The sequence below is a fragment of the Streptomyces sp. CY-1 genome, from assembly GCF_047218265.1.
GTDB lineage: Bacteria > Actinomycetota > Actinomycetes > Streptomycetales > Streptomycetaceae > Streptomyces > Streptomyces niphimycinicus.
The window spans coordinates 4332880-4357795 of the sequence record NZ_CP178393.1; the positions used below are offsets into that span (position 1 = coordinate 4332880).

Genomic DNA, 24916 nt, shown 5'->3' on the forward strand with positions numbered 1-24916 from the left:
GAATTGAGGGCGGTCATCACGTCAGGACCTTCCGAATTCATTGTTGATGATGTCGAAGATGTCTTCGGCGGAGGCGGCGTCGAGGGCGAGTTCATCGTCCTCGCCGCCGTCGGTGCCCGCCGCGCTCTCGGTCTCGTTCCATGTCCGCAGCAGCGCTTCGAGGCGGGCCGTGACCCGTTCGCGTTCCGTCGCGTCGTCGGAGACGTGGGAAAGGGCGAATTCCAGCTTGTCGATTTCGGCGAGGGCCGGGAGTTCGGGTGTGGTGTCCTCGCCGAGCAGGTCGGCGCGGAGCACATCGGCCAGCGCGCTGGGCGTCGGGTGGTCGAAGACCAGGGTGGCGGTGAGCTGGAGCCCGGTGGCCGCATTCAGCCGGTTGCGGAGTTCGACGGCGGTGAGGGAGTCGAAGCCCAGCTCCTTGAAGGCCCGGCCCGCCTGGACGGCCGTGGTGTCGTCGTGCCCGAGGACGGCGGCGACCTCCGTACGGACGAGGTCGAGCAGGACCTTGTCGGCCTCGGACCCGGTGAGCCCGGTGAGCCGCTGCCGCAGGGACTCCGCCGATGTGTCGGCCGTGCCGCCGTCCGCGCCCTGCGCCGGGTCCGGTGCCAGGGCGGCGCGGACCTCGGGCAGATCGGCGATGAGCGGGCGGGGGCGGGCGGCGGTGAAGGTGGGGGCGAAGCGGTCCCAGTCGACATCGGCCACCGTCACCACGGTCTCGTTCCGGTCCAGCGCCTGCTGGAGGGCGGCGATGGCGGAGTGCGGGGCCATCACCGGCAGGCCGCGGCGGCGCAGTTGCTCGGCCGCCTCGTCGTCGGCGACGAGTCCGCCGTCCGCCCACGGGCCCCAGGCCACGGAGGTGGCGGTCAGGCCGCGGGCCCGGCGCTGTTCGGCCAGCGCGTCGAGGAAGGCGTTTCCGGCCGCGTAGGCGCCCTGGCCACCGCTGCCCCACACCGCGGCGATCGAGGAGAAGAGCACGAAGGCGTCCAGCTCGGTGTCGCCGAGCAGCGCGTCCAGATGGGCGGCGCCCGCGACCTTGGCGGCGACCACATCGGCGACCTCCGCCGGGGTGGTCTCCGCGAGCGGTGCGAACTGCCCGGCGCCCGCCGTGTGCACGACGGCGGTGAGCGGCTGCTCCGGGTGTTCGTCTCGGATCCGGGCCAGCAGCCCGGCGACCGCGTCCCGGTCGGTGACATCACAGGCGGCGACGGTCACCTGGGCTCCGGAGGCGACGAGTTCGTCGCTCAGCTCGGTGGCGCCGGGGGCGTCGGGGCCCCGGCGGCTGGTGAGCACCAGACGCTCGGCGCCGTTCTCCGCCAGCCAGCGGGCCACATGGGCGCCCAGCGCGCCGGTGCCACCGGTGACCAGGACCGTGCCTCGCGGCCGCCAGGGCGCGCCGGTGGCCGGGGTGGACTCGGCGTGGGCGAGGCGGCGGGCCAGGATTCCGGCCGTACGGATCGCCAACTGGTCCTCGTGGTCGTCGCCGTGTCCGCCGAGCACACCGGCCAGGCGGTCGGCGGCCCGTTCGTCCAGCGTCGCGGGCAGGTCGATCAGACCGCCCCAGCGCTCGGGGTGCTCCAGCGCCACCACCCGGCCCAGGCCCCAGAGCTGCGCCTGTGCGGCGCTGCCGGTCGGTTCCGATGCGGCGGTGGAGACGGCGCCGGTGGTGGCGCACCACAGCGGGGCGTCCAGGCCCGCGTCCCCGAGCGCCTGCACCAGCACTCCGGTGCGCAGCAGCCCGGTGGGCACGGCGGGGTGGTCGGGGTGCGGGCGCTCGTCCAGCGCGAGCAGCGACAGCACACCGTGCACGGGCTCCTCGGCCGCCGCCCGGCGGATCCGGTCGGCCAGCGCCTCCCGGTCGAGGTCCCCGCCGTCTGCGGACGGGGTGATGCTGACGCTCCGGATGTCGGCGCCCCGGTCGGCCAGCGCGGCCACGACACGCCGCACGGTGTCGGCGTGGCCCGCGGCCGCGGCCGGTTCGGCGACCAGCCAGACACCGGGGGCGGCGGCGAGCCGCGGCTCCTCCAGCGGCTTCCAGGTGACGCGGTAGCGCCGGCCGTCGAGCGCGGACTGCTCGCGTTCGCGGCGCCGCCACGCGGACAGCGCCGGGAGCAGCGCGCTGAGCGGCTGGTCCACGTCGATGCCCACCACGTCCGACAGCGAGGCGAGGTCGTCGCTCTCGACCGCCTCCCAGAACCGGGCACCGGCCGTGTCGACGGCCGTGGCCGCCTCGCCGGACGCCTGCCGCGAGGTACCGTCCAGCCAGTAGCGGCGCCGCTGGAAGGCGTAGGTGGGCAGCTCGACGCGGTGGGCGCCGGTCCCGGCGAACAGCGCCTCCCAGTCCACGGCCGCGCCCCGCACATGCAGCGTGGCGACGGCGGCGGTCAGGGTCTCCGCCTCGGGGCGCCCGGCGCGCAGCACGGGCACGAAGGCCACCTCTTCGGCGCCGTCGCCTCCGGCGGTGACGCAGTCCTGCGCCATGGCGGACAGCACCCCGTCCGGGCCGAGTTCGACGTAGGTGGTGACGCCCTGCGCCTCCAGGGCGCGGACACCGTCGAGGAAGCGGACGGCGTGGCGGACATGGCGCACCCAGTAGTCGGCGGCCATGCCCAGCTCGTCGGCGACCGGCCGGCCGGTGACCGTGGAAACGATCGGGATGCGCGGCGCGCGGTATGTCAGCCCCTCGGCGACCTTGCGGAAGTCGGCGAGCATGCCGTCCATCAGCGGGGAGTGGAACGCGTGGCTCACGGTGAGCCGCTTGGTCTTGCGGCCCCGTGCCTGGAACGACGCCGCGATCTCCAGCGCCGCGTCCTCGTCGCCCGCGATGACCACGGAGGCCGGCCCGTTGAGCGCGGCGATGCCGACGCGCTCGGTCAGCAGCGGCTCGACCTCGTCCTCGGCCGCCTGGAGCGCGACCATCGCGCCACGGGCGGGCAGTCGCTGCATCAGCCGGCCGCGGGCGGCCACCAGAGTGGCGGCGTCCTCCAGCGACAGCACCCCGGACACATGCGCCGCGGCCAGCTCGCCGATGGAGTGCCCGGCCAGGACGTCCGGCCGCAGCCCGGCGGCCTCGGCCAGCCGGAACAGCGCCACCTCGATGGCGAACAGGGCGGGCTGGGTGAAGCCGGTACGGTCCAGCGATTCCTTGTCGTCCCCGAACAGCACGTCGTACAGGGGCCGTTCGAGGTGCCGGTCCAGCTCGGCGCAGACCGCGTCCAGCGCCTCCGCGAAGACCGGGCTCGCCTCGTACAGCTCACGGCCCATGCCGAGCCGCTGGCTGCCCTGCCCGGTGAAGAGCACGGCGGTGCGGCCCTCGGCGGGCACGCCCCGGACCAACTGGGCGGCGGACTCGCCGCGTGCGAGGGCGGTGAGGCCCGCGAGCAGCCGGTCCCGGTCCGGGCCGAGGACCACCGCGCGGTGCTCCAGGGCGGACCTGGTGGTGGCCAGGGAGTACGCCACGTCCACCGCGCCGAGCCCGGTGTCGGCCTCGAGGTGGGCGCGCAGCCGCTCGGCCTGGGCCCGCAGCGCGTCCTCACCCTTGGCCGACAGCGGCCAGGCCACCACATCGGGCCGTACGAGCGGGCTGTGCGGTGTGCTGTCGGCCGGCTCGTCGTGGACCGGGGCCTGCTCCAGGACCGTATGGGCGTTGGTGCCGCTGAAGCCGAACGAGGAGACGCCCGCGCGGCGCGGACGGCCGGTCTCCGGCCACTCCGTCTGCTCGGTGAGCAGCGATACGGCGCCCGCCGACCAGTCCACGTGCGGCGACGGATCGTCCACGTGCAGGGTGCGCGGCAGCACACCGTGGCGCATGGCCAGCACCATCTTGATGATGCCCGCGACACCGGCGGCGGCCTGGGTGTGGCCGATGTTGGACTTGATGGCGCCGAGCCACAGCGGCCGGTCCGCGTCCCGCTCCTGGCCGTAGGTGGCCAGCAGCGCCTGCGCCTCGATCGGGTCGCCGAGCCGGGTGCCGGTGCCATGGGCCTCGACCGCGTCCACCTCGGCGGCGGACAGGCCCGCACCGGCCAGCGCCTGGCGGATGACCCGCTGCTGGGCGGGGCCGTTGGGGGCGGTCAGACCGTTGGAGGCGCCGTCCTGGTTGATGGCCGAGCCACGGACGATCGCCAGCACCGGGTGGCCGTTGCGGCGGGCGTCCGAGAGCCGCTCCACGAGCAGCATGCCCACGCCCTCGCCCCAGCCGGTGCCGTCCGCACCCGCCGCGAACGCCTTGCAGCGGCCGTCCGGAGCCAGCCCGCGCTGACGGCTGAACTCGATGTACGCGCCGGGGCTCGACATGACCGTCACACCGCCCGCGAGCGCGAGCGAGCACTCGCCCTGGCGCAGCGCCTGGATCGCCCAGTGCAGCGCCACCAGCGACGACGAGCAGGCCGTGTCGACGGTGACCGCCGGGCCCTCCAGACCGAAGGTGTACGCGAGCCGGCCGGAGACCACGCTGGCCGCGTTGCCCGTGCCCAGGTAGCCCTCGACCTCCTCGGGGACGGTGTGCAGCGAGGCGTCGTAGTCCTGTCCGTTGGAGCCGACGAAGACACCGGCGGAGGTGCCGCGCAGCGTCGCCGGGTCGATGCCCGCGCGCTCGAACGCCTCCCAGGAGGTCTCCAGCAGCAGCCGCTGCTGCGGGTCCATCGCGAGGGCCTCGCGCGGCGAGATCCCGAAGAACGGGGCGTCGAAGTGGCCCGCGTCGTAGAGGAAACCGCCCTCGCGTGCGTAGAAGGTGCCCCGCCGGTCGGGGTCCGGGTCGTAGAGCGCGTCCAGGTCCCAGCCGCGGTCGGCCGGGAACTCGGCGATCGCGTCCCCGCCCGCGGTGAGCAACTGCCACAGCTCCTCGGGCGTCCGCACCCCGCCCGGGAAGCGGCAGCTCATCGCGACGATCGCGATCGGGTCGTCATCGGCCGCGGCCGTCACTGCCGCGGGCTGCGAGGTCCCGGCGGCGGTGGCGGTGGCGATGTCGGTGCTCGCCCCGATGAGTTCACCGCGCAGATAGCCGGCGAGGGCGGTGGCCGTCGGGTAGTCGAAGACCAGGGTCGCGGGCAGTTGGACACCGCTGGCGGCACCGAGCCGGTTGCGCAGCTCGACGGCGGTCAGCGAGTCGAAGCCCAGCTCGCCGAAGGCGCGGTCGGCGGCGATGGACTCCGAGCCGTCGTGTCCGAGCACCGCGGCCACCTGCGTGCGGACCAGGTCCAACAGCAGCCGGTCGCGCTCCGCCTCGCCGAGCCCGGCCAGCCGGGCGGCGAGCGAGGAGCCGTCGACCGCGGTCCCGGTGGCGGTGTCCTCCGCCGCCGCGCGGGTCTCCGGGAGGTCCGCGAACAGGCGGCTGGGCCGGGCGGCGGTGAAGTCCGGTGCGAACCGGTCCCAGTCGATGTCCGCGACGGTGACCACGGTGTCATCGAGGTCGAGCGCCCGCTGAAGCGCGCCGATCGCCAACTCCGCGTCCATCGGGGGCAGTCCGCCCCGGCGCAGACGCTGCTCCAGCGTCCCGTCCGTGGCCATGCCGCCCTCGGCCCACGGGCCCCAGGCGATCGAGGTGGCGGGCAGGCCCTGGGCGCGGCGCCGCTCGGCCAGCGCGTCCAGATAGGCGTTGGCGGCGGCGTAGTTGCCCTGCCCCGCGGCGCCGAACGTGCCACTGATCGAGGAGAACAGAACGAAGGCCGACAGCTCCCGGTCGCGCGTCAGCTCGTCGAGATGGGCCGCGGCGGCCGCCTTGGCGCGCAGTACGGATGTGAAGCGCTCGGGGGTGAGCGAGTCCAGTACGCCGTCGTCCAGCACCCCCGCCGTGTGCACCACGGCGGTCAGCGGCAGCTCGGCCGGGATGTCGGCGAGGAGCCGCGCGAGCGCGTCCCGGTCGGACACATCGCACGCGGCGACGGTCACCCGGGCGCCCGAGGCGACGAGTTCATCGCGCAGCTCGACGGCGCCGGGGGCGTCCAGGCCACGGCGGCTGGTGAGCACCACATGCTCGGCGCCGCCCGCGACCAGCCAGCGGGCCACCTGCGCACCCAGCGCGCCGGTACCGCCGGTGACCAGGGTCGTACCGGCGCCCGGCGTCCATGTGTCACCGGACGACGCGGTGGCCCGTACGAGCCGACGTCCGAACACACCCGACGCCCGCACCGCGACCTGATCCTCGCCACCGACACCGCCACCGACACCGCCACCGACACCGACACCGGCACCGGCCAGCACCTCGGCCAGGCGCCCCAGCGCACGCTCGTCGGCGGTCTCCGGGAGGTCGACCAGACCGCCCCAGCGCTCGGGCAGCTCCAGCGCCGCCACCCGGCCCAGACCCCACAGCCGCGCCGCCTCCGGGCTGACCGCACCGTCCGAACGGCCCACGGCCACCGCGCCCCGCGTGGCCACCCACAGCGGCGCGCCGATGCCCGCGTCGCCGAGGGCCTGCGTCAGCGCGGCGGTCCGCAGCAGCGCGTCGCCGTCAGCGGAAGCCGGACCGTTGGCGGGGGCCGGACCATCCGCAGGGGCCAGACCGTTCGCGAGGGCCGGACCGTTCGCGAGGGCCAGCAGGGACAGCACGCCACCGGTCACGGGCTCGTCGCCGATGACTCCGGCCAGCCGTTCGACCACCGCGGCGCGGTCGTCGTCGGCGGCGGTCAGCTCGATGCGGCGTACGTCGGCACCGCGCTCGTTCAGCATCCGTACGGCACCCGCGACCCAGGCGTCCTTGGCCGCCTCGGCCGGTACCACCACGAGCCAACGGCCGCTCGGGGACGCGGCGGAGCGGTCGGTGACCGGCTTCCACGACACCCGGTAGCGCCAGCCGTCCACCGTCGAACGCTCCGACTGCTGCCGCCGCCACGACGACAGCGAGGGCAGCAGGGCCTCCAGCGCGCCGTTGTCCTCGGTGCCGAGGTTCAGGGTTTCGGCGAGCGAGGCCAGGTCCGCGCGCTCGACGGCCTCCCAGAAGCGGGCGTCGACCGCGTCCTGAGCCGTGGCGGCGTCGGGGGTGGCGGCGGAGGTCCGCACGTCCAGCCAGTAGCGCCGCCGCTGGAACGCGTACGTCGGCAACTCCACGCGCCGCGCACCGGTTCCGGCGTAGAACGCCTCCCAGTCCAGGGCCACGCCCCGGACCTGAAGCGCGGCGAGGGCGGTGGTGACGGTCTCGGCCTCGGGGCGGCCACCGCGCAGGGCCGCGACGAAGGCCGCGGCCGCGTCGCCCTCGGTGAGGCAGTCCTGGCCCATGGCGGACAGGACGCCGTCGGGGCCGAGTTCGAGGTAGGTGGTGACGCCCTGGGCCTCGAGGGTGCGGACACCGTCGAGGAAGCGGACGGCCTCGCGGACGTGGCGCACCCAGAAGTCGGCCGTCGTGATCTCCTCGGCGGAGACGACCGCGCCGGTGAGGTTGGAGACGATCGGGATCTGCGGGGCCTCGTACGTCAGACCCGCCGCGACCTCGCGGAACGCCTCCAACATGCCGTCCATGCGCGGGGAGTGGAACGCGTGGCTGACGGTGAGGCGCTTGGTCTTACGGCCCCGCTCCTCGAAGTCCGCCGCGATCCGCTCGGCCGCGTCCTCGTCGCCCGCGATGACCACGGAGGTGGGCCCATTGAGCGCGGCGATCGAGACCCGCTCGCTCAACAGCGGGGTGACCTCGTCCTCGGACGCCTGGACGGCGATCATCGCGCCACCGGCAGGCAGCTCCTGCATCAGACGGCCACGAGCCGCCACCAGCTTCGCCGCATCGGCCAGCGAGAGCACACCCGCCACATGCGCGGCGGCCAGCTCACCGATCGAATGCCCGGAGAGGAAGTCGGGCCGCAGCCCCCACGCCTCCACCAGCCGGAACAGCGCCACCTCGACCGCGAACAAAGCGGGCTGGGTGAATCCGGTCTGGTCCAGGGTCGTGGCGTCATCCCCGAACAGCACCTCGCGAAGAGGCCGTTCGAGATGCGCGTCCAGGTGAGCACACACCGCGTCCAGCGCCTGCGCGAACACCGGATAGGCGTCATACAGTTCACGCCCCATCCCCAGCCGCTGGCTGCCCTGCCCCGTGAACAGGAAGGCCAGCTTCCCGGCCACCGGCGAGCCCTGCACCAGGCCCGTGGCCGGTTCACCGGAGGCCAGTGCCTCCAGGGCGCGCAGGAAACCGTCGCGGCCGTCGGCCACCAGCACCGCGCGGTCCTCGAAGGTGGTGCGCCCGGCGGCCAGGGTGTAGCCGATGGCGGCCAGGTCCACGTCCTCGTCAGCGGAGTCGGCGGAGTCGGCGCGCAGCCGGTCGCGCAGGTGGCGGGCCTGGTCGCGCAGCGCGTCCCGGCCCACGGCCGACAGCGGCCACGGCAGCACCGGCGGTACGGCGGCGGGCCGCGCCGCCCCGTCCTCGTGGTCCTCGGCGACCGGCGGCTGCTCGATGATGGTGTGCGCGTTGGTGCCACTGATGCCGAACGACGACACACCGGCCCGGCGCGGACGGCCGGTCTCCGGCCACTCCATCCGCTCCGTGAGCAGCGAGACGGCGCCGTCCTCCCAGTCGACATTGGCCGAGGGCGCGTCCACGTGCAGCGTCTGCGGCAGCACACCGTGGCGCATCGCCAGCACCATCTTGATGATGCCCGCGACACCGGCGGCGGCCTGCGTATGACCGATGTTGGACTTGATGGAGCCGAGCCACAACGGCCGCTCCGCGTCCCGCTGCTGGCCGTAGGTGGCGAGCAGCGCCTGCGCCTCGATCGGGTCACCCAGCGTCGTACCGGTGCCGTGCGCCTCGACCGCGTCCACATCGCCCGCCGACAGCCCGGCGGCGGCCAGCGCCTGCCGGATGACACGCTGCTGGGACGGACCGTTGGGCGCCGTCAGACCGTTGGACGCGCCGTCCTGGTTGATGGCCGAGCCCCGCACGACCGCCAGCACCGGGTGGCCGTTGCGCCGCGCGTCCGAGAGCCGCTCCACGAGCAGCATGCCCGCGCCCTCGGCCCAGCCCGTGCCGTCCGCCGAGGCGGCGAACGACTTGCACCGGCCGTCCGTGGCCAGGCCGCGCTGACGGCTGAAGTCGATGAACGTCTCGGGGGTGGCCATGACCGCCACACCGCCGGCCAGCGCCATGGTGCACTCGCCTGCGCGCAGCGCCTGGATCGCCCAGTGCAGCGCCACCAGCGACGACGAACACGCCGTGTCGACGGTGACCGCCGGGCCCTCCAGACCGAAGGTGTACGCCACCCGGCCGGATGCGATGGAGCCCGCGTTGCCGGTGCCGATGTAGCCCTCGACACCGTCGGGGATGCCGTCGAGCCCGGTCACGTAGTCGTGATACATGACGCCCGCGAACACGCCGGTCCTGCTGCCGCGCACGGTCGCCGGGTCGATGCCCGCGCGCTCGAACGCCTCCCACGACGTCTCCAGCAGCAGCCGCTGCTGCGGGTCCATGGCCAGGGCCTCACGCGGCGAGATGCCGAAGAAGTCCGGGTCGAAGTCGGCGGCGTCGTGCAGGAAGCCGCCCTCGCGGGTGTACGAGGTGCCCGCGTGGTCGGGGTCCGGGTGGTACAGACCGTCGAGGTCCCAGCCGCGGTCCACGGGGAAGCCGGAGATGCCGTCGCCGCCGGTGGCGACGAGCTCCCACAGCTCCTCCGGGGTGCGCACCCCGCCGGGGTAGCGGCAGCTCATGCCGACGATGACGATCGGGTCGTCGTCGACCGCCGGGGCCGCGCCCGTAGGTACGGGGACGAGCGGCGCCGTGGTCTCCTCGGCGCCCAGCAGCTCCTCGCGCAGATGACCGGCCAGGGCGGTGGGGGTCGGGTAGTCGAAGACGAGCGTGGCCGGGAGCCGCAGTCCGGTGACGGTCTTGAGGTCGTTGCGGAGTTCGACGGCGGTCAGCGAGTCGAAGCCCAGCTCCTTGAACGCCCGCCCGGCCTCGACCGCGTCCGGGCCCGCGTAACCGAGCACCGCGGCGACCCGGCCGCACACCAGCTCCAGCAGCTCACGGTCCTGTTCGGGCCGGGCGAGCCCGGCCAGCCGCTGGGCGAGCGAGGAGCCGTCGGCGGTGACAGCCGCGGCGGCGGCCCGCCGGACCGGGGTCCGCACCAGGCCGCGGAAGAGCGCCGGGACGGTGCCGGTCGCGGTGGCCTCGGTGCGCAGTCCCGCGTAGTCGAGCCGCATCGGGAACAGCACGGCGGCGCCGTCGGCGCGGGCCGCGTCGAAGAGCGCGAGCCCCTCGTCGGCGGCGATCGGGGCGACCCCGCCACGTGCGATGCGCCGCAGGTCGACCTCGTCAAGGCCGCTGCCCATGCCCGCACCGCCCCACAGGCCCCAGGCCAGCGCGGTGGCCGGAAGCCCCTGGGCCACCCGGTGCTGGGCGAGCGCCTCCAGGAAGGAGTTGGCGGCGGCGTAGCTCGCCTGTCCGGGCGCGCCGAACACGGCGGCGGCACCGGAGAACAGCACGAACGCGGACAGCTCGTGGCCGCGGGTCAGCTCATGCAGATTGAGCGCCGCGTCCACCTTGGGACGCAGCACCCGCGCCACCCGCTCGGGCGTCAGCGAGCCGAGGATGCCGTCGTCCAGGACGCCCGCCGTGTGCACCACGGCGGTCAGCGGATGCTCGGCCGGGACGGCGGCCAGGGTCGCGGCGAGCGCGTCCCGGTCCGCCACATCGCAGGCCGCCCAGGTCACGGTGGCACCGGCCGCCGTGAGGCCGGCGGCCAGCTCCTCGGCGCCGTCGGCGTCGGCGCCACGGCGGCTGACCAGCAGCAGTCGCCGTACGCCGTGGGCGGAGACGAGGTGGCGGGCGAAGAGGCCGCCGAGGGTTCCGGTGGCGCCGGTGATCAGCACGGTGCCGTCGGGGTCGTACGAGGGGGCGGTGGCGGTATCCGCGTCGGTGTCGGCGGTGTTCTCGGTGGCGGTATCCGCGTCGGTGTCGGCGGTGTTCTCGGTGACCGGCACCCGGGCCAGCCGGGGCGCGAGCGCCACGCCCGCGCGCAGCGCCAGCTCCGCCTCGTCAACGCCGAGCGCGGCGGGCACCGTACGGTACGAGCCCTCCTCGCCGTCCACGTCCAGCAGCACCAGACGGCCGGGGTTCTCCGACTGCGCGGAGCGGAACAGACCGCGTACGGCGGCGTACGGCAGATCCGCCACGCCCGCCCCCGGCTCGGTCTCCACCGCGCCCCGGGTCAGCAGCACCAGCCGCGAGGCGGCGAACCGCTCATCGGCCAGCCACTCCTGGAGCAGGGCGAGGGCGGTCCGCGTGGCCTCGTACACGGCCGCCGCACCGGCACCCACAGCCGCACCGTCACCCACAGCGGCACCGGCACCCACAGCGGCACCGGCACCCACAGCGGCACCGGCACCGGCCAGCAGGACGGTGTCGGGCGCGGGTGCCCCGGCCGCCACGGCCGTCCGCAGCACCGACAGATCGCGATACGCGGCCAGCCGGACCCCGGACCCGAACGCGCCCTCCAGCAAGGCCAGTTGACCGGCGTCCGCACCGAGCACCGCCCAGTCGCCCGTGGCCGCGCCCGTCGCGGGCGCCGGAACCGCCGTCCAGTCCAGCCGGAACAGCGACTCGTGCAGCCCGCCGCGCGCCGCGCGGACCTGATCGGCTGAGGCCGCCCGCAGCGCCACCGACTCGACCGTGGCCACCGGGCGGCCCGTACCGTCGGCCACCAGCAGCGAGACCGCGTTCGACGGCCGCTCGGACAGCCGCACCCGCAGCGCACCGGCCCCGGCCGCGTGCAACTGAACGCCGTTCCACGCGAACGGCAGCAGCGCGCCCTCGGCCAGCGCCGCCTCGCGGTCGGCGCTGTCGAGGCCGATGACGTGCAGCGCGGCGTCCAGCAGGGCCGGGTGCAGCCCGAACCGCTCGGCCTCGGCGCCCGACGTCAGCGGCGCGTCCTCGGTGAAGCCCACCTCGGCGTAGAGGTTCTCGCCGAGCCGCCAGGCGCCCTTGAGCCCCTGGAACACCGGCCCGTAGCCGAGACCCGCCCCGGCCAGCTCCTCGTACAGCCCCTCGACGGCGATCGGCGTCGCACCCTGCGGCGGCCATACGGCCAGCTCATCGGGCTCGCCGGACTCGGCGATCCGGGCGCCGGGCGCGAGCACACCGGTGGCGTGGCGCGTCCACGGCTCGGTCCCGAGCGCGTCCTGTCGACGCGAATGCAGGCTGAAGGAACGGCGGCCGGACTCGTCCGGCCCGTCCACGACGAGCTGCACCCGCACCCCGGTGTGCTCGGGCAGCACGAGCGGGGCTTCCAGGGTCAGTTCGTCCAGCCGCTCGCAGCCGACCTGGGCGCCGGCGGCGCCGGCCAGCTCGACGAAGGCCGTACCGGGCAGCAGCACGGTGCCCATGACCGCGTGATCGGCCAGCCAGGGGTGCGTACGGGTGGAGAGCACACCCGTGAGCAGGAGTCCATCGGCGTCGGCGAGCGCGACGGCGGCGCCGAGGAGCGGATGGTCGATGTCGCCCAGCCCGATCGACTCGGGGTCGCCCGCCGCGAGGGCGGCGGCGCTGGGCCAGTAGCGCTGGCGGTGGAAGGGATACGTGGGCAACACAGCCAGCTCGGCCGGGTCCACGGGAGCGGCGCCCGCACCGGCGAAGACGGTCGCCCAGTCCGGCGTCAGCCCACGGACATGCGCCCGCGCGACGGCCGAGAGCAGCGCCTCGGCCTCCGGGCGGTCCTTGCGCAGCGCGACGGCGAAGGCGGTGTCCGCGCCGGTCACACACTCCTGCGCCATCGCGGAGAGCACGCCGTCGGGGCCGAGTTCGAGGTAGGTGGTGACGCCCTGGGCTTCCAATGTGCGGACGCCATCGAGGAAGCGGACGGCCTCGCGGACGTGGCGCACCCAGAAGTCGGGGCTGGTGATCTCCTCGGCGGAGACGATGGCACCGGTGAGGTTGGAGACGATCGGGATGCTCGGGGCCTCGTACGACAGCCCCTCCGCAACCTCGCGGAACGCGTCCAGCATCCCGTCCATGCGCGGCGAGTGGAACGCGTGGCTGACGGTGAGCCGCTTGGTCTTCCGACCCTGCGCCTCGAAGCCCGCCGCGATCGCGACAGCCTCGTCCTCGTCACCCGCGATGACCACGGAGGCCGGGCCGTTGAGCGCGGCGATGCTGACCCGCTCGGTGAGCAGCGAGGTGACCTCGTCCTCGGACGCCTGGACGGCGATCATCGCGCCACCGGCAGGCAGCGCCTGCATCAACCGCCCACGCGCCGCCACCAACTTCGCCGCATCCGCCAGCGACAACACACCCGCCACATGCGCCGCGGCCAACTCACCGATCGAGTGCCCGGAGAGGAAGTCCGGTGTCAGACCCCACGCCTCGACCAGCCGGAACAGCGCCACCTCAACCGCGAACAGCGCGGGCTGAGTGAACCCCGTCCGATCCAGCGCCTCCGCGTCATCCCCGAAGAGCACATCCCGCAGCGGCCGCTCCAGATACAGCTCCAGATGCGCACACACCTCATCCAACGCATCCGCGAACACCGGATAGGCGTCATACAACTCACGCCCCATCCCCAGCCGCTGACTCCCCTGTCCCGTGAAGAGGAACGCCACCTTGCCCTCGGCAACCGTCCCCTCGACCACGGACGGGGCGGACTCGCCACGTGCCACCGCGTCGAGCGACCGCAGCAGCTCGTCCCGGTCGCCGACGGTCACCACGGCACGCCGCTCCAGGGCGGCGCGGCCGACGGCCAGGGCGTGGGCGATGTCGAGCGGCGCCGACTCCGGCCGCGACGAGAGGTGGGTGTGCAGCCGCGCGGCCTGCTCCCGCAGCGCCTCGGTGTTCTTGGCGGACAGGACGAACGGCAGGAGGCCATCGAGGCCGTTCCGCTCGGGCGTCTCGGCCGGTGCGGCGGGAAGAGCCGGGGCCTGCTCGATGATGGTGTGCGCGTTGGTGCCACTGATACCGAACGAGGAGATACCGGCGCGGCGCGGACGGCCGACCTCCGGCCATTCCACCTGCTCGGTCAGCAGCGCGACGGCGCCCGCCGACCAGTCCACATGCGGCGACGGCTCATCCACATGCAATGTCTGCGGCAGCACCCCATGCCGCATCGCCAGCACCATCTTGATGATGCCCGCGACACCGGCGGCGGCCTGCGTATGACCGATGTTGGACTTGATGGAGCCCAGCCACAACGGCCGCTCGGCATCCCGCTGCTGCCCGTAGGTGGCCAGCAGCGCCTGCGCCTCGATCGGGTCACCCAGCGTCGTACCGGTGCCGTGTGCCTCGACGACATCCACATCGCCGGTCGTCAGCCCGGCGCTGGTCAGCGCCTGCCGGATGACGCGCTGCTGGGACGGGCCATTCGGCGCCGTCAAACCGTTCGACGCACCGTCCTGGTTGATGGCCGAGCCCCGCACCACCGCCAGCACCGGGTGCCCCTGGCGCCGCGCGTCCGAGAGCCGCTCCACGAGCAGCATGCCCGCGCCCTCGCCCCAGCCGGTGCCATCGGCCCCGGCGGCGAACGCCTTGATCCGGCCGTCGGCGGCAAGGCCACGCTGACGGCTGAAGTCGATGAAGTTCTCGGGGGTGGACATCACCGTGACGCCGCCCGCGAGCGCCATCGTGCACTCGCCCTGCCGCAGCGCCTGCACCGCCAGATGCAGCGCCACCAGCGACGACGAGCAGGCCGTGTCGACGGTGACGGCCGGGCCCTCGAGACCGAAGGTGTACGCCACCCGCCCCGACACCACGCTCGCCGCGTTGCCCGTGCCCAGATGGCCCTCCAGACCCTCGGGCGCCTGCATCAGCAGTGACAGATAGTCCTGGCCGTTGGTCCCGGCGAAGACACCGATCTGCTGACCGCGCAGCGTGGCCGGGTCGATGCCCGCGCGCTCGAACGCCTCCCACGACGTCTCCAGCAGCAGCCGCTGCTGCGGATCCATCGCCAGCGCCTCACGCGGCGAAATGCCGAAGAACGACGCGTCGAAGTCCCCGGCGTCGTAGAGGAAACCACCCTCACGCGCGTACGACGTGCCCGGGCGGTCCGGGTCCGGATCGTACAGCCCGGCCAGATCCCAGCCACGGTCGGTGGGGAACTCCGCGATCGCGTCCCCACCGGCCGTCAGCAACTGCCACAGCTCTTCCGGCGACCGCACCCCACCCGGGAAACGGCAGCTCATCGCCACGATCGCGATCGGATCATCGGCCACCGCGACCGCAGGCGCGGCCACGCCACCGGCCACCGCAGCGTCCGCGCCCAGCAGCTCCGTGCGGAGGTGGTCGGCGAGGGCGGTGGCGTTCGGGTAGTCGTAGATGAGCGTGGCGGGCAGCCGCAGGGCGGTCGCCGCGTTCAGCCGGTTGCGGAGTTCGACGGCGGTGAGCGAGTCGAAGCCCAGCTCCTTGAAGGCGCGTCCGGCCTCCACCGCCTCGGCCCCGCCATGCCCCAGCACCGACGCGACCTGCGTACGCACCAGCTCCAGCAGCGTCTGCGCGCGCTCGTTGTCCGTCAGACCGGACAGCCGCTCCGCCAGTGTGCCGGTCCCGGCGGTGGCGGCCATGCGCGGCGCGCCCTCGGCGGCCGGCGCCGGACGCGCGGCCCGTACCTCGCCGAACAGCGCGCTCGGCCGTACGGCGGTGAACTCGGCCAGGAACCGGTCCCAGTCGATGTCCGCGACCGTCACGACGGTGTCATCGAGGTCCAGCGCCTGCCTCAGCGCGGTGAGCGCCGACTCGGGCGCCATCGGCGGCACACCGTCACGGCGCATCCGCCGCTCCAGCGCCTCGTCGGCGGCCATGCCGCCCTCGGCCCACGGGCCCCAGGCGATCGAGGTGGCGGGCAGCCCCTCCGCACGGCGCAGCTCCGCCAGCGCGTCCAAATAGGCGTTCGCAGCAGCGTAGTTGCCCTGCCCGGCGGCGCCGATCGATCCGGCGAACGAGGAGAAGAGGACAAACGCCGTAAGGTCCAGGTCGCGCGTCAGCTCATGGAGGTTCCGCGCGGAGGTGGCCTTGGCGCGCACCACGCGCTCCAGGCGCTCGGCGTCCAGCGTTTCCACAAGTCCGTCGTCCAGCACACCGGCCGCGTGCACGACGGCGGTCAGCGGGAACTCGGCCGGTGTGGACGCGAGCAGCTCCGCGAGCGCGCCCCGGTCCGCCACATCACACGCGGCAACGGTCACCCGAGCGCCCGAGGCCGCCAGCTCATCCCGCAGCTCCACCGCACCCGGGGCAGCCAGCCCCCGACGGCTGGTGAGCACCACATGCTCGGCACCGTTCTCCACCAGCCAGCGAGCCAGATGCGCACCCAGCGCGCCCGTGCCGCCGGTCACCAGCACCGAACCCGAGGGCCGCCAGCCCTCGTCGTCCGGCGTCCGGGCCCCGGAAGCCTCCGTCAGCCGTCGTCCGAAGACGCCCGAGCCGCGAACGGCGACCTGGTCCTCGCCACCGGTCCCGGCCAGCACACCCGCCAGCCGCCCGAGCGCACGCTCGTCGGCCGTCTCGGGAAGGTCGACCAGACCACCCCACCGCTCCGGCAGCTCCAACGCCGCCACCCGGCCAAGACCCCACACCAACGCCTGGCCCGGATTCACCACGCCGTCCGAACGCCCCACCGACACCGCGCCCCGCGTCGCCACCCACAACGGCGCACCCACACCCGCATCACCCAACGCCTGCACCAACGCGGCCGTCCGCAGCAGACCCGTCTCACCATCGGCCGTGGCCAGCAGGGAGAACACCCCCGCCACCGAACCGCCCACGACGGCCGTACGCAGCTCCTCCGCCATCCCGGCGCGGTCCACCGCATTCGACTCGACCACGCGCACATCCACACCACGCCCCGCCAGCATCCGCACCACACCCGTGGCCCACACGCCCCCCGCCTCACCGGCAGGCACCACAACCACCCAGCAGCCACCCAGAACCCCGGCCGCCGACCGCTCCGTCACCGGCCTCCACGACACCCGGTAACGCCAGCCATCAACCGCCGAACGCACCGACTCCTGCCGCCGCCACGACGACAACGCGGGCAGCACCTCACCCAGCGAAACCCCCGGATCCACCGCCAGCTCCGCAGCCAACGCGGCCACATCCCCGCGCTCCACCACATCCCAGAACCGCCCGTCAACGGCACCGCCGGACACGGCGGCCTCCGCCGCCGGGGCCTCCTCCCACCAGTACCGCGTGCGCTGGAAGGCGTACGTCGGCAGCTCGACCCGCCGGGCCCCGGTGCCCTCGAAATAGCCACCCCAGTCCAGGGACTGGCCCCGGACATGCAGCAGGGCGAGGGCGGCGGTCACCGACTCGGCCTCCGCGCGCCCCTTCCGCAGTGCGGCGGCGAACGCGGCGTCCTCGCCGGTCACGCACTCCTGCGCCATCGCGGAGAGCACGCCATCGGGGCCCAGCTCGACGAAGGTCGTCACACCCTCCGCTTCCAGCGTCCGCACACCGTCGAGGAAGCGCACGGCTTCGCGGACGTGGCGCACCCAGAAGTCGGGGCTGGTGATCTCCTCGGCGGACACCACGCCACCGGTGAGGTTGGAGACGATCGGGATGCTCGGGGCCTCGTACGACAGCCCCTCCGCAACCTCGCGGAACGCGTCCAACATGCCGTCCATGCGAGGCGAGTGGAACGCGTGGCTGACCGTGAGGCGCTTGGTCTTACGGCCCTGCGCCTCGAAGCCCGCCGCGATCGCGACAGCCTCGTCCTCATCACCCGCGACCACGACCGACGTGGGCCCGTTCAGCGCGGCAATCGACACCCGCTCGGTCAGCAGCGGCGTGACCTCGTCCTCCGAAGCCTGCACCGCGATCATCGCGCCACCGGCAGGCAGCGCCTGCATCAACCGCCCACGCGCCGCCACCAACTTCGCCGCATCCGCCAGCGACAACACACCCGCCACATGCGCCGCGGCCAACTCACCGATGGAGTGCCCGGAGAGGAAGTCCGGTGTCAGACCCCACGCCTCGACCAGTCGGAACAGCGCCACCTCGACCGCGAACAGCGCGGGCTGAGTGAACCCCGTCCGATCCAGCGCCTCCGCGTCATCCCCGAAGAGCACATCCCGCAGCGGCCGCTCCAGATACAGCTCCAGATGCGCACACACCTCATCCAACGCATCCGCGAACACCGGATAGGCGTCATACAACTCACGCCCCATCCCCAGCCGCTGACTCCCCTGCCCCGTGAACAGGAACGCCACCTTGCCCTCGGCAACCGCCCCCTCGACCACGGAGGGGGCGGACTCGCCACGCGCCACCGCGTCCAGGCCCGCGAGGAACGACTCGCGGTCAGTGGTGATGAGCGCCGCGCGCCGTTCCAGCGCGGCACGGCTGGTGGCGAGGGAGAAGGCGAGGTCGGTCGCGCTCAGTTCGGGGTGGGTGCGGAGGTGGGTGGCGAGCTGTGCGGCCTGGGCGTGCAGCGCCTGACCGTCCTTGGCCGACAGCAGCCACGGCAGCGCGGGCAGAGCACGCGGCGCGGGCTCCTCGGCCGGGGCGACCGGAAGGGCCGGGGCCGGGGCCTGCTCGATGATGGTGTGCGCGTTGGTGCCGCTGAGCCCGAAGGACGACACGCCCGCACGGCGCGGGCGGCCGGCCTCCGGCCATTCCACCTGCTCGGTCAGCAGCGCGACGGCGCCCGCCGACCAGTCCACATGCGGCGACGGCTCATCCACATGCAATGTCTGCGGCAGCACCCCATGCCGCATCGCCAGCACCATCTTGATGATGCCCGCGACACCGGCGGCGGCCTGCGTATGACCGATGTTGGACTTGATGGAGCCCAGCCACAACGGCCGCTCGGCATCCCGCTCCTGGCCGTACGTGGCCAGCAGCGCCTGCGCCTCGATCGGGTCACCCAGCGTCGTACCCGTACCGTGCGCCTCGACCACATCCACATCACCGGCCGACAGGCCCGCACCGGCCAGCGCCTGCCGGATGACGCGCTGCTGGGACGGGCCATTCGGCGCCGTCAAACCGTTCGACGCACCGTCCTGGTTGATCGCGGAGCCCCGCACCACCGCCAGCACCGGGTGGCCGTTCTTCTCCGCGTCCGACAGCCGCTCGACCAGCAGCATGCCGACGCCCTCGCCCCAGCCGGTGCCATCCGCACCGGCCGCGAACGCCTTGATCCGGCCGTCCTCCGCCAGCCCGCGCTGACGGCTGAAGTCGACAAACGCCTCCGGCGTGGACATCACCGTGACGCCGCCCGCGAGCGCCATCGTGCACTCGCCACCACGCAGCGCCTGAACGGCCATGTGCAGGGCCACCAGCGACGACGAACACGCCGTGTCCACCGTCACCGCCGGGCCCTCGAGACCGAAGGTGTACGCCACCCGGCCGGACACCACGCTCGCCGCGTTTCCCGTGCCCAGATGGCCCTCCAGGCCCTCGGGCGGGGTGGAGACGAGGGCGGCGTAGTCCTGTCCGTTGGTGCCCGCGAAGACACCGGTACGGCTGCCGCGCAGCGTGGCCGGGTCGATGCCCGCGCGTTCGAACGCCTCCCACGACGTCTCCAGCAGCAACCGCTGCTGCGGATCCATCGCCAGCGCCTCACGCGGCGAAATGCCGAAGAACGACGCGTCGAAGTCCCCGGCGTCGTAGAGGAAACCACCCTCACGCGCGTACGACGTCCCCTGACGGTCCGGGTCCGGATCGTACAGCCCCGCCAGATCCCAGCCACGGTCGGACGGGAACTCCGCGATCGCGTCCCCACCGGCCGTCAGCAACTGCCACAGCTCTTCCGGCGACCGCACCCCACCCGGGAAACGGCAGCTCATCGCCACGATCGCGATCGGATCATCGGCCACCGCGACCGCAGGCGTGGCCACACCACCACTCACCCCAGCATCCGCGCCCACCAGCTCGGTCCGCAGATGGTCGGCGAGAGCGGTGGCGTTCGGGTAGTCGTAGATGAGCGTGGCGGCCAGCCGCAGGCCCGTCGCCGCGTTCAGCCGGTTGCGCAGCTCGATCGCGGCCAGCGAGTCGAAGCCCAGCTCCTTGAAGGCCCGTCCGGCCTCCACCGCCTCGGCCCTGCCATGCCCCAGCACCGACGCCACCTGCGTACGCACCAACTCCAGCAGCGCACGGTCCTGTTCGGCCTTGGGAAGGCCGCGCAGCCGCTCGCCGAGCGGAGTGGCGGAGTCGGCGTCGGTGACGACCTTTCCGGTCTCGGCGCCGGTCGCGGCGCGCGGCCCGGCCTCCGCCGCCGCCAGTTCGGCGATCAGCGGGCTCGGCCGTACGGCGGTGAGGGTGCGGGTGAAGTTCTCCCAGTCGATGTCCGCGACCGTCACGGCCGTGTCATCGAGGTCCAGCGCCTGCCGCAGGGCGGCAACGGCGGATTCGGGCGCCATCGGCGGCATGCCCTCGCGGCGCATCCGCCGCTCCATGGCGTCGTCACCGGCCATGCCGCCCTCGGCCCACGGGCCCCAGGCGATCGAGGTGGCGGGCAGCCCCTCCGCACGGCGCGACTCCGCCAGCGCGTCCAAGTAGGCGTTCGCAGCAGCGTAGTTGCCCTGCCCGGCGGCACCCACCGATCCGGTGATCGAGGAGAAGAGGACGAACGCCGTAAGGTCCAGGTCGCGCGTCAGCTCGTCCAGATGGCGGGCGGCATCGGCCTTCGCCCGGAGCACCGAGGCGAACCGCTCGGGCGTGAGCGAGTCCAGTACGCCGTCGTCGAGCACACCGGCCGCATGGACCACGGCGGTCAGCGGAAGCTCCTCCGGAAGCCCGGCCAGCAGCTCCGCGAGCGCGTCCCGGTCCGCCACATCACACGCGGCAACGGTCACCCGAGCGCCCGAGGCCGCCAGCTCATCCCGCAGCTCCACCGCACCCGGGGCAGCCAGCCCCCGACGGCTGGTGAGCACCACATGCTCGGCACCGTTCTCCACCAGCCAGCGAGCCAGATGCGCCCCCAACGCGCCCGTGCCGCCCGTGACCAGCACCGACCCGGCACCCGGGGACCAGGAGCCCTCGGAGGCCGAACCCGTTGCCGAACCCGCCACTGCCGCCCGCACCAGCCGGCGTCCGAAGACACCCGAGCCGCGCACCGCGACCTGGTCCTCGCCACCGGCCCCGGCCAGCACACCCGCCAACCGCCCCAGCACCCGCTCATCCGCCGACTCCGGCAGATCGACCAGACCGCCCCACCGCTCCGGCAGCTCCAACGCCGCCACCCGGCCAAGACCCCACACCAACGCCTGACCCGGATTCACCACACCGTCCGAACGCCCCACCGACACCGCGCCCCGCGTCGCCACCCACAACGGCGCACCCACACCCGCATCACCCAACGCCTGCACCAACGCGGCCGTCCGCAGCACATCCGTCACCGAGGCGTCGCCCACCGCAAGAAGCGACACCACACCCGTCACCGAGGCGTCGCCCACCGCCGCACGCAGCTCATCCGCGATCCCGGCGCGGTCCGCCGCGTCCGACTCGACCACGCGCACATCCACACCACGCCCCGCCAGCATCCGCACCACACCCGAGGCCCACACACCCCCGGCCCCGTCCACCGGGACCACAACCACCCAGCAGCCGCCCAACACCCCGGCCGCCGACCGCTCCGTCACCGGCCTCCACGACACCCGGTAACGCCAGCCATCAACCGCAGACCGCACCGACTCCTGCCGCCGCCACGACGACAACGCGGGCAGCACCTCACCCAGCGAAACCCCCGGATCCACCGCCAGCTCCGCAGCCAACGCGGCCACATCCCCGCGCTCCACCACATCCCAGAACCGCCCGTCGACCGCCGAGCCCGACGCGGCGGCCTCCGCCGGTCCGGCCAGGGCCGGGGCCGGGGCGTTGAGCCAGTACCGCTGGCGCTGGAAGGCGTAGGTGGGCAGGTCGATCGTGCGGGCGCCGGTGGTGGCGTACGGGGCGGCCCAGTCGGCCTTCTTGCCCCGGACGTACGCGAGCGCCACGGCCGCCGTCAGCGTTTCGGCCTCGGGGCGTCCGCCGCGCAGCGTGGCGGCGTACGCGGTGCCGTCGGCGTCGGGCAGGCAGTCCTGGGCCATGGCGGTGAGCACGGCGTCGGGGCCGAGCTCCAGGAAGGTGGTGGCGCCCTTGTCGGCCAGTGTCCGCACACCGTCCAGGAAGCGGACGGCCTCGCGGACATGGCGTACCCAGTACTCGGGCGAGCACAGCTCCTCGGCGGTGGCGACGCGCCCGGTGACGGTGGAGACCACGGGGATGCGCGGCGGTGCGTAGTCCAGCACCTGGGCGACGCGCCGGAATTCGGCGAGCATGCCGTCCATCAGCGGGGAGTGGAACGCGTGGCTGACGGTGAGCCGCTTGGTCTTCCGCCCCCGCTCCTCGAACGACGCCGCGATCTCCAGCGCCGCGTCCTCCTCGCCCGAGACGACGACGGAGTGGGGGCCGTTGACGGCGGCGATACCGATCCGGTCCTCGCGTCCGGCGAGCAGCGGCAGTACCTCGTCCTCCGAAGCCTGCACCGCGACCATCGCGCCACCGGCCGGAAGCTCCTGCATCAGCCGGCCACGGGCCGCCACCAGCGCGGCGGCGTCCTCCAGGGACAGCACCCCGGCCACATGGGCCGCGGCCAGCTCGCCGATGGAGTGTCCGGCGAGCAGTTCGGGGCGCAGTCCCCAGGACTCGGCCAACCGGAACAGCGCGACCTCGATCGCGAACAGGGCGGGCTGGGTGTAGTCGGTGCGGTCCAGGAGGGCGGCCTCGGGGCTGCCCTCCTCGGCGAAGAGCACGTCGAGCAGCGGGTGTTCGAGCTGTTCCTCGAGGTACCAGCAGGCGTCGTCGAGGGCTTCGGCGAAGACGGGGTAGGCGCCGTACAGCTCGCGGCCCATGTCGAGGCGCTGGCTGCCCTGTCCGGTGAAGAGCAGGGCGAGTTTTCCGGCTGCGGGGGCGCCGCGCACGACGGTCGGCGCGTCGCCGTCCTCGGCGAGGGTGCGCAGGGCGGCGAGGAAGCCGTCGCGGTCGCCGGCGAGGAGCACGGCGCGCTGTTCGAAGGTGGCGCGGGTGGTGGCCAGGGAGTGGCCGATGTCGGTGAGGGCGAGCTCGGGGTCGGCCTCCAGCAGCGTGTGCAGCCGCTCGGCCTGGCCGCGGAGGGCGTCGGTGGTCTTCGCGGACAGGGTCCAGGGCAGGACGGCGGGTTCCGCGGAGCCCTCGCCATCGGGGTCCTCGGTCTTGTTCCGCTCCCCGCCGTCGAGCGAGGGCTGTTCGGCCGAGGGCTGTTCGGCCGAGGGCTGTTCGGCCGGGGGCTGTTCGGCCGGAGGCTGTTCGATGATGGCGTGGGCGTTGGTGCCGCTCATGCCGAACGAGGAGACGCCCGCGCGGCGCGGGCGGTCGCTCTCCGGCCACGGCCGCGCCTCGGTCAGCAGCTCGATGTCACCGGCGGTCCAGTCGACATGCGGGGTCGGCTCGTCGATGTGCAGGCTGCGCGGCAGGACGCCGTGGCGCATCGCCATGACCATCTTGATGATGCCGCCGACACCGGCCGCGGACTGGGTGTGGCCGATGTTGGACTTGAGCGAGCCGAGCCACAGCGGCCGGTCCGCCTCCCGGTCCTGGCCATAGGTGGCGAGCAGCGCCTGGGCCTCGATGGGGTCGCCCAGCGTCGTACCGGTGCCGTGGGCCTCGACGACGTCGACCTCACCGGAGGACAGTCCGGCGCCCGCGAGGGCCTGGCGGATGACGCGCTGCTGGGCGGGGCCGCTGGGGGCGGTGAGGCCGTTGCTGGCGCCGTCCTGGTTGATGGCGGTGGAGCGGACGACGGCGAGGACCCGGTGGCCGTTCTTCTGGGCGTCCGAGAGCCGTTCGACGAGCAGCATGCCGACGCCCTCGCCCCAGGCGGTGCCGTCGGCGGCGGCGGCGAACGGCTTGCAGCGTCCGTCGGCCGCGAGGCCGCGCTGGCGGCTGAAGGCGATGAACGAGCCGGGGTTGGCCATGACGGCCGCGCCACCGGCGAGCGCCATGGTGCACTCGCCCGCGCGCAGCGCCTGGACGGCCAGGTGGAGCGCGACCAGCGAGGAGGAGCACGCGGTGTCGACGGTGACGGTGGGGCCTTCGAAGCCGAAGGTGTAGGCGATCCGGCCGGAGGCGACGCTGGCGGCGTTGCCGGTGACCAGATAGCCCTCGAAGCCCTGCTCGGCCTCGTGCAGCCGGGGGCCGTAGTCCTGGGTCTCGGCGCCGACGAACACACCGGCCCGGCCGCCCCGGAGGGTCGCGGGGTCGATACCGGCGCGTTCGAAGACCTCCCAGGAGGTCTCCATCAGCAGCCGCTGCTGCGGATCCATCGCGAGGGCCTCGCGCGGCGAAATGCCGAAGAACGCCGGATCGAACTCATCGGCGTCGTGCAGGAATCCGCCTTCGCGGGTATAGCTGCTGCCTGCCTTGTCCGGGTCGGGGTCGTAAAGCCCGGTGAGATCCCAGCCCCGGGTCACCGGGAATTCGGAGATGACGTCTTTTCCGCCCGCGACGATTTCCCACAGTTCTTCGGGAGAGCTGACCGAACCGGGGAATCGGCAGCTCATTCCGACAATGGCGATGGGCTCGTCGGCGGCGATCGGGCCCATTGTGGCGTCGGCCGATGACGCGTCGGGGCCGTCGTTCTCACCGAGCAGTTCGGCGCGCACATGGCGGGCGAGGTCGGCGGGGGTGGGGTGGTCGAAGGCTAGGGTGACCGGCAGCCGCAGTCCGGTGGCGGCGGTCAGCCGGGCGTGCAGATCGACCGTGGCGAGGGAGTCGAAGCCCAGGTCGAGGAAGGGGCGCTCGGGGTCGAGCAGATCCGGCGCCTTGTCCTTGAGGGCCTGCTCGACGATCTCGCCGACCCAGGCGGTGAGGGCCTCGGCGCGCTCGGCCTCGGGGAGCTGGGCGAGCCGGTCCCGCCACGGGGACGCTCCTTCGGGGCTCGTGCCCCCCATTTCGGTGTGCTCGGGCGTGAAATCCACGGACTCACTCACCATCGCGCGCCCCATTACCCTCGCAGACATAACACCAAGACCGTACGTCAGCTTTACACAGGGCAGGGCGGCTAGAAACCCCTTC

Annotated in this window: 1 protein-coding gene; it reads right to left on the reverse strand. The window is 73.7% G+C overall.

Translation table 11 applies throughout. The features are described from left to right. Positions 1–21 precede the first annotated feature (21 nt). On the reverse strand, positions 22–24834 hold the full coding sequence (locus tag ACK1X7_RS18350) for a type I polyketide synthase (protein ID WP_413115360.1): 24813 nt from the start codon (positions 24832–24834) through the stop codon (positions 22–24). Positions 24835–24916 lie beyond the last annotated feature (82 nt).